This window comes from Enterococcus sp. 3G6_DIV0642 (assembly GCF_002140635.1).
In the GTDB taxonomy this organism is placed as follows: domain Bacteria; phylum Bacillota; class Bacilli; order Lactobacillales; family Enterococcaceae; genus Enterococcus_D; species Enterococcus_D casseliflavus.
This window is the reverse complement of the sequence record NZ_NGLH01000001.1, coordinates 2805395-2819895: the sequence shown is the minus strand read 5'-3', so window position 1 is coordinate 2819895 and position 14501 is coordinate 2805395. Positions and strand designations below refer to the sequence as shown.

At 41.1% G+C, this 14501-nt stretch carries 12 protein-coding genes; 9 read left to right on the top strand and 3 right to left on the bottom strand.

The features are described from left to right. The first annotated feature begins 84 nt into the window (after positions 1-84). Both A5878_RS13605 and A5878_RS13600 read left to right on the top strand, forming a co-directional pair. The gene (locus tag A5878_RS13605) at positions 85-1794 is read left to right on the top strand and encodes an ABC transporter ATP-binding protein (protein WP_086295682.1); all 1710 of its coding nucleotides are present in this window, start codon (positions 85-87) and stop codon (positions 1792-1794) included. Between the two features lie 2 nt (positions 1795-1796). Then, positions 1797-3566, top strand: a complete 1770-nt coding sequence (locus tag A5878_RS13600) for an ABC transporter ATP-binding protein (RefSeq protein ID WP_060791423.1) — start codon at positions 1797-1799, stop codon at positions 3564-3566. A gap of 206 nt (positions 3567-3772) precedes the next feature. Here A5878_RS13600 and A5878_RS13595 read toward each other — a convergent pair whose 3' ends face one another. Then, positions 3773-4090, bottom strand: coding sequence for an RNHCP domain-containing protein (locus A5878_RS13595; RefSeq protein ID WP_010749914.1), 318 nt, complete (start codon positions 4088-4090; stop codon positions 3773-3775). Positions 4091-4604: 514 nt separating this feature from the next. Between A5878_RS13595 and A5878_RS13590 the strand changes: the two genes are divergently transcribed. The 3 genes from A5878_RS13590 to nfsA all read left to right on the top strand — a co-directional run bounded on the left by A5878_RS13590 (position 4605) and on the right by nfsA (position 6517). Then, entirely contained in the window at positions 4605-4931 is a 327-nt protein-coding gene (locus tag A5878_RS13590; RefSeq protein WP_060791422.1) for a hypothetical protein, read from the top strand. 136 nt (positions 4932-5067) lie between these two features. Further along, complete coding sequence (locus A5878_RS13585; protein WP_060791421.1) at positions 5068-5649, top strand: TetR/AcrR family transcriptional regulator; 582 nt, start codon at positions 5068-5070, stop codon at positions 5647-5649. 127 nt (positions 5650-5776) lie between these two features. Further along, complete coding sequence (nfsA, locus tag A5878_RS13580) at positions 5777-6517, top strand: oxygen-insensitive NADPH nitroreductase (RefSeq protein WP_060791420.1); 741 nt, start codon at positions 5777-5779, stop codon at positions 6515-6517. 693 nt (positions 6518-7210) lie between these two features. On the opposite strand, the gene A5878_RS13575 is transcribed toward nfsA, so the two are convergent. After that, positions 7211-7873, bottom strand: coding sequence for a GntR family transcriptional regulator (locus tag A5878_RS13575; protein ID WP_060791419.1), 663 nt, complete (start codon positions 7871-7873; stop codon positions 7211-7213). A 180-nt stretch (positions 7874-8053) separates the two neighbouring features. Here A5878_RS13575 and A5878_RS13570 point away from each other — a divergent pair, with 180 nt between their 5' ends. Together A5878_RS13570 and uidA are read left to right on the top strand one after the other, a co-directional pair. Beyond that, positions 8054-9340, top strand: coding sequence for a PTS sugar transporter subunit IIC (locus A5878_RS13570; protein ID WP_060791418.1), 1287 nt, complete (start codon positions 8054-8056; stop codon positions 9338-9340). Positions 9341-9345: 5 nt separating this feature from the next. Beyond that, a complete protein-coding gene (uidA, locus tag A5878_RS13565) occupies positions 9346-11106 on the top strand; it encodes a beta-glucuronidase (protein WP_060791417.1) in 1761 nt (586 codons plus the stop codon). A 282-nt stretch (positions 11107-11388) separates the two neighbouring features. Here the strand turns inward: uidA and A5878_RS13560 are convergent, their stop codons facing one another. Beyond that, complete coding sequence (locus tag A5878_RS13560) at positions 11389-12180, bottom strand: L-threonylcarbamoyladenylate synthase (RefSeq protein WP_172462582.1); 792 nt, start codon at positions 12178-12180, stop codon at positions 11389-11391. 322 nt (positions 12181-12502) lie between these two features. Between A5878_RS13560 and A5878_RS13555 the strand changes: the two genes are divergently transcribed. Continuing rightward, entirely contained in the window at positions 12503-13423 is a 921-nt protein-coding gene (locus A5878_RS13555; protein WP_060791415.1) for a cation transporter, read from the top strand. 58 nt (positions 13424-13481) lie between these two features. Continuing rightward, positions 13482-14318: a YitT family protein gene (locus A5878_RS13550; protein WP_005234105.1), complete on the top strand. Its 837-nt coding sequence runs from the start codon at positions 13482-13484 to the stop codon at positions 14316-14318. The last annotated feature ends 183 nt before the right edge of the window (positions 14319-14501 follow it).

The following is a 14501-nucleotide window of genomic DNA, read 5'->3' as shown; positions in this document are numbered from 1 at the left end:
TCCCGTCGTGATCCATGGTAAATTGTTGTGCAACCGAAATTTTTTGGCAGTCTTTTCTGCTAAACACAAAGGAGTGGTACGTATATGGATCTGGTCTTACGCCATGTCAAAAAGTACAAAGCGGCAACCGGCATTGCCTTATTATCGGTCATTTTAATGGTCGTTGCTGCATTATGGCAGCCGAAGCTCTTGCAGCAAGTGCTAGAATCAATTATTACCGAAAACAATGATGAAATGAAAAAAATTGGTGTGCAGCTGATTGGGCTAGCATTGCTAGGCCTTGTTGCAGGGATTATCAACACGATTTTTTCTGCGAAAGTGGCGCAAGGCGTTAGTGCCGATATTCGGGAAGAGATGTTTCGGAAAATCCAGACATTCTCATTTGGTAATATCGAAACCTTCTCGGCAGGAAACCTAGTGGTGCGCTTGACCAATGACATCACGCAAATTCAAAACTTAGTGATGATCTCGCTGCAATCGTTGTTTCGCATCCCGTTCTTATTTATCGGTGCCTTCATTTTGGCGATGACAACTATGCCGCAACTTTGGTGGATCATCGTCTTACTAATTATCGCTGTCCTAGTGATTACGGCACTCTCCTTTACACGGATGGGCAAACACTTTATGATCATCCAGAACTTGATCGACAAAATCAATGGGATTGCCAAAGAAAATTTGATGGGGATTCGTGTGGTGAAATCTTTTGTTCAAGAAGAAAACCAGCTACAAGGCTTTTCCAAAGTCAGTGAAACGTTAACGAAGCATAATATTATCGTAGGAACCCTGTTCTCTGTAATGATCCCCTCCTTTATGCTGGCAGCCAACTTAGCCGTCGTCGGCGCGATCTTCTTTGTCAGTGATCTAGCGAAAGATGATCCAACCTTGATTGGGGGAATTGCCTCATTCATGAATTATTTGATGCAAATTATGATGGCGATCATTATCGGCGGCATGATGATGATGATGACATCGCGGGCTGCAGTTTCGCTTAAACGGATCAAAGAGATTCTAGATACCGAACCGGATCTGCAATACCAAGATGTCCCAGAACAAGAGTTGTCTGGAAGTGTCGCTTTTGAAAACGTCAGCTTCCGTTACCCTGGGGATGAAAAAAATGCCCTAACGGCTATCAGTTTTACCATCAAACCTGGTGAAATGATTGGGATCGTAGGGGCGACTGGTGCCGGCAAATCAACACTGGCGCAGCTGATTCCTCGTTTGTTTGACCCAACGGAAGGTGTCGTGCGAGTTGGCGGCGTTGACTTGAAAGAAGTCAATGAACAAAGCTTGCGTAAAACGGTCGCTTTTGTCTTGCAAAAAGCGATCCTCTTTTCAGGAACGATTGCCCAAAACTTGCGGCAAGGGAAAAAAGACGCCTCAGAATCTGAGATGTCTCGCGCAACGGAAATCGCCCAAGCCAGTGAATTTATTCAAAAATTGACCGCTGGGTTTGAAGCGCCGGTCTCCGAGCGCAGCAGCAATTTTTCTGGAGGGCAAAAGCAACGCTTATCGATTTCTCGAGGAGTGATCGGTGAACCGAAAATTTTGATTTTGGATGATAGTACGAGTGCATTAGATGCTCGTTCGGAAAAATTGGTTCGCGAAGCGTTTGAAAAACAATTAAAAGACACGACAACGATCATCATCGCGCAAAAGATTGCCTCTGTTGTGAAAGGCGACCGCATCTTCGTTTTAGATAATGGACGTCTGGTTGGTGAAGGAAGCCATGAATTTTTAGCCAATAACAATGCCATCTATCAAGAAATCTTCGCAACACAGAAAGGAGAGGAGTAACCATGACAGATTTGTTCAAAGCGAGTAAATTTTTCTACCATTACTTAAAACAATACAAGTGGTCGTTTCTATTCATTTTTGTGACGGTGATTCTGGCAACGTATCTGCAAGTGCAAGCGCCAGTCTTTGTCGGAGAAGCGTTCCAAGAGTTGGCGAATTATGTTGGTGGTTTGATGCAAGGGGTCGATGATAAATCAGCTTTTCTATCGATCATTTGGAAATTGTTGATTTTTTATGTCTTAGCCAGTGCAGCCAATTTTGTTTATAGTATCTTGTTCACGCAAGTGGTGGGGAAATCAACCAACAGAATGCGGATCGGTTTATTTAATAAACTGGAAAAATTGACGATCAAATTCTTTGATTCTCATCAAGACGGTGATATTTTGAGCCGTTTTACCAGTGACTTGGATAACATCCAAAACAGTCTGAACCAAGCATTGTTGCAAGTGCTGACCAATGTAGTCTTAATGGTGGGAATCTTGATCATGATGTTCCGTCAAAACGTTGAATTGGCATGGGCAACGATTTCTTCTACCCCGATTGCGGTGTTGATTGCGGTGATCGTGATCCAAAAAGCCCGCAAATATGTCGATCTGCAACAAGATGAAGTCGGAAAATTAAACGGCTATATCGATGAAAAAATCAGTGGTCAACGAATCATCATCACCAATGGACTGCAAGAAGAAACCATCGACGGTTTCTTGGTCCACAACCAACAAGTCCGCGAAGCTACCTACAAAGGGCAAGTCTACTCTGGGCTGCTTTTCCCCTTGATGCAAGGGATGTCCTTGTTGAACACGGCAATCGTGATTTTCTTTGGTGGCTGGTTAGCATTAAACGGTGACTTAGAACGTTCCGTTGCTTTAGGATTAGTTGTGACCTTTGTCCAGTATTCGCAGCAGTATTATCAACCATTGATGCAGATCTCTTCTGGTTACAGCATGATTCAATTGGCGATCACCGGTGCGCGCAGAATCAATGAAATGTTTGATGAACCCGATGAGGTCAAACCAAAAGACGGGATCAAAGTGAAGGGCATCAAAGAGGCGGTTGCTTTGAATCATGTGGACTTTGGGTATGACAGTCAAAAATTGGTCCTAAAAGATGTCTCGATCACAGTCAACAAAGGCGAAATGGTCGCATTGGTCGGGCCGACGGGTTCAGGAAAAACGACCATCATGAACCTGTTGAATCGCTTCTATGATGTGAATGGTGGTTCTGTGACCTTTGACGGCATCGATATCCGGGAGCTAGATTTGGATCTGCTGCGTTCTCAAGTGGGAATCGTTTTGCAAGAATCCGTGTTGTTCTCAGGGACGATTCGCGAAAACATTGCTTTTGGGAAACCAGAAGCGACTGAAGCCGAAGTCATTGCAGCAGCGAAACAAGCCAATATCCATGAGTTTGTTATGACGTTGGAAAAAGGCTATGACACGGAGATCACCGAAGAGAACAATCTTTTCAGTACTGGTCAAAAACAATTGATGAGTATTGCCCGAACGATTTTGACCAATCCAGAATTGTTGATTTTGGATGAAGCCACCAGTAACGTTGATACCGTGACCGAAGCGAAAATTCAACGAGCAATGGATGAAGCGATCAAAGGACGAACCAGTTTTGTGATCGCCCATCGCTTGAAGACGATTTTGAATGCCGACCGCATCGTTGTCTTGAAGGACGGCGAAGTCATTGAAGAAGGCAATCACCATCAATTGGTGGCGGCTGACGGCTTTTATGCGGAACTGTATCACAATCAATTCGTTTTTGAATAAGCGCAAACCAACGTAAAATCATCAAGAAGACACTAGCAGGACAGCCCGCAATTTCGTCAACCAATCGACGAAACAGCGGGCTGTTTTTTTAGGTTACAGCAAGCGCTTCTTATGACGACAATGTTTATGAGCAGTTAGTGGTATAAGGGGTCCGTTGTTCTGATAACCAAAAAAGACCAGCCTTAAGCATGGTCTTCTTTGGTTTTTTAGTGATACGCAGCGGTTTGAGCCAACCACTCAATAAAATGGTCTGGCTGTTGCGTATCCTGTGCCACGATATTCCACTGCTGGTTTTTGCAGCGGGTGCATTCATGCAGCAGCTGATAGCCTTTTTTGGAATGTTGGCGATAGTCAATCGGTCGCATCAAGCCATGGCAAGTATTTTGACGATCACCCGGGCGAATATCCACGTGTAACGAGTAGAGACACTGGGGACAATGGTTGCGGTAAGAACCATTGGTCAAGGGTGCCACAGGCGTACTGCAGTTTTTACAAACAAAGGTCGTATTTTCATCTTTTCTCATTTTGCTTTCCTCCAAAAGAATGATTTCTTTTGAGAGAAAAGGGTTCCGTTCGTTCTTCATCAGGCTTCTTTGGCTAGGGACACATTCACCGTCCGTAACGATTACTTCTGCTTCCAGCTTCATGCGATTTCGCAATCCGTACCACGCTTAGTTTTTTCGTTTTGTGCTAAGCACTGTGTTGCGGCAGCCCACAACCCAGCAGTAAGTGTAGTCCAAAGTCACTGTCATTGGCCTCGTCCCCTAGAAAGCAATTGAGGAATGCTTTTTCATCGAGTACCTCCTATGTGTTTATGAGGGTATTATAGCAGAAATAAAGTTGGAATTCTAAGACAGATAAAACCAGATCGTAATTCATCCCTCTTTTTTATCGTTAAAAAAATAAAATGTAGATAATAATGCTATTTTGTGACAAAATATTTACATGTAGGTTTCGCTCGATTTTATTTTGGTCACTGAAGAAGAGACATAGAATCACAAAATGGAGGAAGGATGACCTAACGAAAGGAGAACAAAAATGTTTGGTACGAACAAGAAATCCGAAAATACGAATGGTACACAAGGCAAGAAACGAAAAAAGAGTTTGACTGTAGAAGACCTGATCAACCAATATCTTGAAGAAAAAGAGATCCATGAATTGAGTGATGGTCTGTCTGTTCAGATTTTTAATGACTTAGCTGCTCACCGCGGACTGTTCATGGAGATCCCCAAACTCAGTTACAAAGATCTCGGAGCAGCTATCCAAATCGATCAAAACTGGATTAAAATCAAGCAACAAGATACGATCATCAAACAGCAGGCAGAGATCATTCAGCTTTTGAAAGAAACACGAGAAATAAACTAATAAATGAAGCTTAACAATAGCATTTGTGTAAAAGAGAAGGGACAGGCAGGTGAAAACTCAAAATAATATTTGACTGGTTGGTACATAAATGATATTCTGTTTATGTACTGATCGGTAAAGAAAAGGAGCTGGAAAGATGCGAGGACGTCCTAAAAAACACAATAAGGAAGAAGCAGTGAAGATTGCTATGCATGAATTTTGGTCCCATGGCTATGAAGCCTGTTCAACCGAAAATCTATGTCGCGAAACAGGGTTGGGGAAAGGTAGCTTTTATAACACATTTGGTAGTAAGCACGATTTATACGTAGAAACACTGCGTGTATATCATGAGCGCTGGATTCAAGAGCAAAAGCAATTATTGGATCAGGAAAAAGGGCTTTTAGAAAAATTAACAGCATTATTGAATTGGGCAATTGAAGTAGATTTTCAAGAAGACAGCACTGGCTGTTATTTGATCAATGCAGCGATGGAAAGAGGCAGTATTGATCCAGCCGTGGTGTTATGGTCCGAACAACATGCAAAGGAACTTGAGGCAGAAGTTGAAAAGCATATAGAAAAAAGTCTGCTTAGTGGAGAGATCAAAACGACAAAGACAGCCAAAGAACTGTCCCTTTGTTACCTTAATGCCTATTATGGACTGCGAACCTTGAATGCTTCGATGAGAAACAAGCCGATGGCACAACAAATTGCTGAAATTACGATAAAGAATTTATTGTAGTGGTCCAATTTCTAAGCAACAATCCAGTAATTTCACAAGCTTTGCTAATGACAAAGACACACAAGTACGATGTGAAAATAAAGAATAGGTCGAGAGAAAATGTATCTATTCGAGAAAGAAGGGTATTATGAACGAAACAGTAAGCACGATTCTTAATCATGTATCAGTTCGCAAGTTTAGTGAGCAAAAACTTACACAGGAAGAAATCAAGACACTCGTTGCAGCGGCTCAAGCAGCTTCGACCGCAAGCTATCAACAATCTTATTCAATCATCGGTGTTGAAGATCCACGTCTGATGAAAGAGATTGCTGCAGTCGCTGGAAATCAGCCTTTTATTGCAGAGGGAGGGCACTTTTTTGTTTTTTGTGCTGATTTGTATCGCATAAAAAAGATGGCAGAGGCAAAAGGAATCGATTTGACAGAAACGTTGTCAGGAATTGATGCCTCAATAGTGGGTGCTGTTGATGCTTCTCTGGCAGCCCAAAATTTGGCGATAGCTGCGGAATCAATGGGGTTAGGTATTTGCTATATCGGCGGGGTGCGAGATGCAATCATCGAAATTACTGAGCTACTAGATTTACCTGATTATGTCTATCCTGTATTTGGAATCGCTGTAGGTCACCCTATTGAAACAAATGAAAAAAAACCACGGATACCATTTGAAGGAATTTATCATGAAAATACATATTCTCGTAATAAAGAAGACATCATTCATGCCTATGATGATGAAACAAAGTGCTATTATGCGAAGCGGACAAAAACCAATGCGGACCGCTCCTGGTCTACTACAGCAATAGGCAGCTTTTCCCGCTTGCCTCGACTATTTATGAAAGAGTATTTAAATCAAAGAGGATTGAGCAAACGATAAGGCTTTTTGTGGCTTGTTACACCGCTCTATTTTCGAACTAGGAAAACAGGAAAGTGATGATGCTGAGCGCATGATCACTTTTTTTGCAGCGATTTAAATTGATGTGACTTAATTCATTCGAGGTGAAAATAGGAAATTCATAGTAAAAAATCATGAAGCCGAGAAAGGAAGAAAATAAATGTTTGACAATCCCTGCAAACCATAAACACAGTAAAAAGAGAAAGAAAGCCCACACACAGTTGACAATAAATTGGCTCACGTTGACTCGAAGTAAGGAAGATAGCCACGAATTCTTAGAAGACCGCGAATATTTTTATGGAGGTTGCACATCTTTCTCACCAAAATCTTGTGAGCCCAACTCAAATCGAAATAAACTGAATCCTAATTAAGTAGCAGACACTTTTACTAAGCAATAGGTAGAAGTCATGAATTTTTTTTGAGAGTGTGCTTAGCCATTTTATGTCTACTCAAAACAGCAAGGACGATTATTCGTTGCTAAATGATACCTAAACGTTTTTGAATAATTGAACGTAATAAATCATGTCATTCCAGAAGAATAAAAGACCAGTTGGAAAGTTTCCGAACGGGTCTTTTATTCTTTGTTCTTTATCAATGCAGTTAGGGACAAACAGCGGATTATGTTTTATCCATTCATATAAGCAATCCAATTTCTGCGGATTTAAATGCGTAGAATTAATCAAAGTACTCATGAAACTCACCATAAACAGCTTCATAATTTTCATCAACGAGGTCTAAATGACGAGAAACTAAATTTGCGATAAGGTCTGCATCTTTGGCTTTCAGCGCTTCATAAATATCCCAATGCTGCTGCAGGATGTTCATCCAGTCAAAGTCTTTTACTTTTAAGGTCAAATGGCGGTAGCGATTCAAATGAACATTTAAATCCAGCAACCAAGTATAAACATGTGTTTTATCGGTCACCAGGTAAAAAAATTGGTGAAACTCTTCGTCCAATTCAAAGAATTTTTCCGAGTTGCCGTTTTTTAGGTAAATCTCTTGCATTTCGACGATTTGCCGAAGGGACTCAATTTGTGCATCATCAATAATCCCAATAGCTTCAACAACAATAGCAGATTCTAATTTTTCTCTTACAAATTTTGCTTCCCGAACTTGCTGCATATTGATTTTGGAGATAAATGTTCCGCTTTGAGGTCTTATGACTAACAACCCTTCTCTTTTCAGTTGAAGAATGGCCTCTCTAACGGGAGTATCACCGATATCCAGCATAGACACAAATTGTTTTCTTGAGATTTTTTCCCCAGGCAATAATTCCAATCGAATAATCTTTTCTTTAATGATGTGATAAGCTTCGTCTTTATAGCTTGCTATAGTCATTTGGCGTCTCCTATTTTTATTAATATATTAGTTTGTCTTTTCAGTATAACTAATAAAGATAAAAAAAACTATTGCAACCTTTGAAAGCGCATGCTAATATTCTAATATATTAGTTAACAAGTGCACATTTTAATTAATAGCAAAGGAAGAAGTTTATATTATAGAGAGAAGGAGAAACAGATGGAAAAAATAATGGCTACTTTTGATGGGGTCTTGGCAGGGGTCACGAAATTCAGTAATAATAAGTATATAAAATCGATTTCTGATGCAATGATGGCACTGATCGGTATTATGATTTTTGGTTCATTTGCAGTTATTTTTCGTGCATTCCCAATACCAAGTGTTGCGGAATTTTTTGTCACTATCGGACTTGATGTGTTTTTTGGCGCAATCAACAATTTGACGATTGGGGCAATTTCAATTTATCTTGTCTTTTTGATAGCAAAAAATTTGACGGCCAAATTTAACTTGGGAGAAGATGGTACAACTGTCGGATTGATTGCTATCATGAGCTTCTTGATCTTTACACCATTAGGCAGTTATACCGTCGACGAGGCTAATATCACTACGATTCCACTTACTTGGATTGGAACGAGCGGTATGTTTTCTGCAATAATAATTGGCCTTTTAGTTGGTCGAGGCTATGTATTTATTAAGGAACGGAAGTGGACAATCAAAATGCCTGCGAGTGTCCCACCCATGGTATCGCGTTCATTCGAAGCACTGATCCCAACTATTTTATTGGGTACACTTTCCGGTTTTGTCGCGTACTTGTTTAGTCTTACTTCCTTTGGCAATCTGCATCAGCTGATTTTTACGATCGTTCAAACGCCGTTGCAAGGAGTCGGAAGTTCTATCTGGGCGGTCATACTGATTATTGCTTTTCAACAATTTTTGTGGTTCTTGGGTATTCATGGAACGAATGTTATTGGACCAATCGTCACACCGATCTGGATGGCTTTGAATGTTGAGAATCTGACTGCCTATGAAGCAGGGCAGCCATTGCCGAATATTGTTACTCATGCATTTATCAATATCGTTTGCTGGGGAGGATCGGCATTGGGACTGGTCTTGCTGATGCTGTTTGTAAGCAAAAGCCAACGCTATAAAGAGATGGGAAAAATTTCGATCATCCCTGCATTATTTGGTATCACTGAACCGGTAATTTTTGGAACTCCATTAGTTCTAAACTTTAAAATGGCTGTACCTTTTATTTTCAATAATTCGATTTGTTTAGGAATCGCGTACTTCTTAACCAGTATCGGATTCATCGAACGAACGATTGGTGCACAAGCGATCTTTGGATTGCCAGTAGGGTTTCATGCTAGTATTGGCGGTAGTGTATCGATCATTATTCTGCAGCTTCTTTTGCAGTTGATTTTGTCGCCGATCCTTTGGTATCCATGGTTCAAATTGATCGATAAAGATGCATACTTAGAGGAACAAAAACATGCAGAAAGCAGGTAAATAAAATGTTGTATCCCGTGATGAATGAAACACGTTCGCTGATCGATTTAAGCGGCATCTGGCGTGTTCAAGTTGAAAAACAGAATGAAGCAATTGATCCAGCGAAACCTTTGAAAGATCCTTTCTTGATCGCGGTACCAGGGTCTATTGATGACCAAGTAATTGATGAAACAATTAGGAAACATGTTGGAAACTTCTGGTATGAAACAGAAATGATGATCCCAATTTCTCTAATGGATGAAAGAAAAGTGTTGCGCTTTGCCTCCGTGACTCATGAAGCAGTTGTTTATATCAATGGAATAAAAGCAGCTCACCATATTGGCGGATTTACTCCCTTTGAAATAGACATTGATTCTTTGGTTCATGCTGGGAAAAACGATTTAAAAGTGTGTGTTTCAAATATCTTGGATGAAAGTACACTGCCATGTGGATTTTATCAAGAAAAAAATGGCCGACCATCGGTAACACCTCGTTTTGATTTTTACAATTATTGTGGTATCCATCGTCCTGTGAAACTATACACAACGAAAAAAACATATATTGATGATATCGTGATCCATTATGAGTATCACGGTGGGGTAACAACGGTTCGGCCAGAAGTGTCTATTACTGGGAACTATGATACCATCAAGCTGAAAATTTGGGATGAAGACAATCAGTTGATCGCCCAAAGCAGTGATGTTGAACAACCGTTAGTAATCTCTGAAACTCGACTCTGGCAACCACTGGATGCTTATCTTTATCGATTGGAGGTATCGCTCTTTGATAAAGAACTTTTGATCGATACCTATACTGAAGAATTCGGTGTTCGAACGATTCAAATAAAACAGAATAAAGTCTATATCAATGATAAAGAGTTTTATTTTAAAGGTTTTGGCAAACACGAAGATTTCCCTGTATTAGGTAAGGGGTACAACGGCGCCGTTGCGAATCTGGATAAAAACCTTATGAAATGGCTGGGTGCGAATTCTTTTCGAACATCGCACTATCCTTATTCAGAAGAAGAAATGCGGCTTGCTGATCGTGAAGGAATCGTTGTTATTGACGAGGTTCCTGGTGTGGGACTGTTTACTAATTTTCACGTAGATGTCAATTTGAACAATAACAAGAAAAATACTTGGGAGACGCTGAGAACACATGAGAACCATCACAAGGTGATTCAAGAGTTGATTGAACGTGATAAGAACCATGCATGTGTGGTTGTATGGGCGATCGCGAATGAACCAGCTAGTCATCAAGAAGGTGCCGGAGCATATTTTAAACCGTTGGTTGAATTGGCTAAAGCATTAGACCATCAAAAACGGCCTATTGTGATACCAAACATCGTCAATGCATCGCCAGATTTAGATCAAGCAGCAGAACTCGTTGATATTCTTTGTTTGAATCGCTATTATGGCTGGTATATAGAGCACGGGGATCTTGACTCTGCAATGATAGGGCTTCGACAAGAAATTGAAAAGTGGCACGAAAAGTACCCTGATAAACCGATCATGTTTTCTGAATTCGGAGCGGACACGATTTCAGGCTTGCATTCACTCTATCGGACACCTTATTCAGAAGAATTCCAAATTGATTTTTACAAAGCCAATTTTGAAGTGCTGGATGCTTTAGATTACGTTGTTGGGGAACACTTATGGAATTTTGCTGATTTTGCAACAGCTGCGAATATTCGTCGGATCGATGGCAATAAGAAGGGGATATTTACTCGCGACCGCAGACCAAAATCGATTGCCTTTGAAATCAAAAAACGCTGGGAAGCACGATAAGAAAACATACCTTTACCCAACGGATGACTCAAACAGCAATCTATACAGCAGATAGACTAAACGATGTCCGATTTCTTAAACGTATGGTTGCTGGAGGTTCGAAAAATCAAGCGAAAGAATCAATGAAATTGCTGAAAAAAAGAGAGTGAAGACCCGCAAGGCGGTCTTCACTCTCTTTCGTTTGTTTCGATGGCAGTTTCCAACTGCTGTTGAATCTGACGAAATATAGCTGTACTGATTTAGAATAGAGGATCAACAAGCGTTTGTCTATTACAAAAAGACTTAATAGTACTCCCCGTGGCGATAGTCCCATGAGTTGAAGTGATCAGAAAGGTACATTTGGATTTTTTCAACATCGAGTCCTTTACGGATCAAGACAGGTGCGGGTGTGATGGAGCGTTGGTCTCCTTGCTCAGGAATCAAGTTGCCGTCTTTATCAACGAAAGAAACCATGACTCCTTGCTCATAGCGGGTTTCCAGCGTTTTGTCTGGTTGGATCGATGCAACATAGTCGTTGCCTTCAATGATTAGATCGGCTTCTTGCGCGATTTGTTCGCCGATCCCTTCAACAAGTCCGCGGTTTCCTTTGCCTGAAGGGTTCGCTGAGCTGGCGAAAAGCAATTTCTTTTTCTGATCCCAAAGTTCTTTTGAAATCTGCTCACCAGGGACACCGAATTTGATCACAAAACAGCTGGTTCCCCGAACGTCCGTCATCAATTCTTCTGAACCATCGTTTGGGATATAGGCTTTTCCTGATTCTTTCCAAGGCAAAATCGCACCGAATAACACGTCATTGTTCCAGCAAGTTTCGTAAACGGCGGCGGTTTCCGCATTTAATTCGGCTAATTCATGTAGCTGTTCCAATGAGCTGCAAAGAACGACGCCTGGTTTGTTACGCTTGCGATTCTTTGCTGAAAACTTGCGTTCCAGCCCTTTTTTATCAGAGACGGCAATGATATAGCCGACTTTGGTTGGGCAAACGATCACTTTGCTTTCTTCATTCAAATAGTTGATCGCACGTTGATTTGGTTCTCCTGTCCATGGGACTTGTTTTGTTTCTTTCACTCTCTTCATCCTCCCTGTCTTCCAATGAATCGCCGTCATGAAAAATATAACGGAATATTCTGAAAATTCTGATTGAATATGGTTACCCTTGATGATAAGGGAATCAATCTGTGTAGTCAAGGGGATTTACACCAGAATGTAAAAAGAGAGGAAGAGGAAAACCGTATATACGTTATTAGAGAATAGAGTGAATGATTGACAGCAACACTATTTTTTTCCGCTTTGTATGAAAAAATTGACTGTTTTTCATGTTATTTATATGGGAAGATAGGCTTATAGATAGAAGAACGCAATCAAAAGAATAGTTTTTTTGTGAAAGATGAGGAATATCATGAGTGAAAAGAAAAAAATACGCAAGCTTTTGTTGGCATCGATTGTCGCTGGGAGTATCTATGGTGGCGGTGCCTTGCTTTTTGGGTTGCTGGTCAGTTATAACGTCCTCTTGTTAGATGGGGTCTATACATTGATTGGTGCAGTGATGTCACTGATTGCTTTGTACGTGGCAAAATATATCCAAGCCCAAGATTTTGAACGTTTCCCATTCGGTAAAGAGGCATTGATGCCATTAGTGGTATTTATTCAATATAGTATCATCCTGCTGATCTCGATTTATGGGATCATTGAGTCTGCTTTTAGTTTATTACACGTCAGTGATGGCATGATTGATCCAATCGGTTTGTATTTCTCGCTGGTTGGTACGATCTACTGTTTCACTTTTTACTTGTACTTAAAAAAGAAACCACTGACCCATCCCTTTTATTGGGTGGAACTAGAACAATGGCGTTTCGGCTTTTTCTTTAGTCTGGGTGTCGTCGGTTCATTTCTTGTGTCCTGGCTGATCCAAGCCAGTCCCTATGGGGATTTTGCGATGTATGTCGACCCAATCATCTCCATCGGGATCACCTTGTTCTTTATCCAGCTTTCGATAAAAGAGTTGAAAGCAGCGATTTTAGAATTGACTTCTTCTACTCCAAAAGAAGAACTGCGGGAGACCATCATGACGATCGTTGAAAAAGAATTGCGCGCAGAAGAAGTGGTGGACTTTGTGTTACGTACCGCCAAAGTCGGTAATCAAGTCATTGTGGAATTAGATGTAGTGATTTTACCTGCAACTCCTCTCGATACAGTAGGTCAGCAAGATCCCTTGCGAGAACGATTGAATCAGGCAATCAGCCAACAGATTTCCGATTATTCCCTCTGGCTAAACATAAATTTTGTCGGTGACATCAAATGGGCGTATAGTGAGGAGTAAGAATGGCTGCAAAGCAGCTTGAATAAACCGTGAAAATAACAGGGAAAAGAGGAAACAAATGACAATTCTGAAAACCTATGGAAAAATCACCGCAGCACTTTTCTTGTTAGCGGCAAGCATCAATTTATTTTTGGGCCCGCATCATGTGGCAGCTGGCGGTGTCAGCGGAATCGGTATTTTATTAGAGTCAGCACTCGGTTGGGATCGAGCGGCTGTGATCATGGTCTTGAATATTCTCATGCTTATTCTTGCCTATGCCTTTTTAGGGAAGGGGCCTTTTTTGAAAGTCCTCTATGGTAGTTTTGCTTTTCCAGTAGCAATTGCTTTAGTCCCAGAATATATGGTGGCTGAAGACCGGTTGCTTTCCGTGATTTTTGGCAGTGCGATTTTTGCTTTAGGAGTAGCGATTTTGTACAAAAATCAGTCTTCCAGCGGCGGCACAACGATTCCACCGCTGATTTTCAAGAAATACTTTAATTTGAATCCAGCGATCGGCTTGCTGGCGACCGATGCGATCGTTGTTTCCATGAACTTGTTCGTTTTCGGGTTTGAAGAGTTCTTGTTTGCGATCTTATCGATCGTGATCACCTCTGGTGTGATGACCTACATTGAAACCGGCTTTAACCGAAAGAAATCTATCATGATCTTAAGTGAAAACCACGTGAATGAGATTCGAGAAGCGGTCTTTGATAAAACAGCTCGGGGTGCGACCCTGTTGGCTGCCCAAGGCGGTTACCAGCAAGCCGACAAGCAAGTGCTGCTGATCGTGGCCAGCGACCAAGAGTTTATGCAGATCAGACAAATCATTGAGACCATTGACCCCAAAGCGTTTGTGATCGTCAATAATGTCTCAGAAGTACTGGGGCAAGGTTTTAGTTATCATCCCATTGAGTGATGCGAAACACAGTCAAATTCTGCTATGCCTAATAAAAAACACAGCGAAGTGAACGCCACTTCACTGTGTTTTTTTGTCTTGTTCATTTAACGCAGTAAGGTCAAACCAGAAATGGAACAGTCTAGAGAAAATACTAGCCTTTGTTCGCAGGGAAGAATCATTCTTGCGAACAAAAAAATTGCA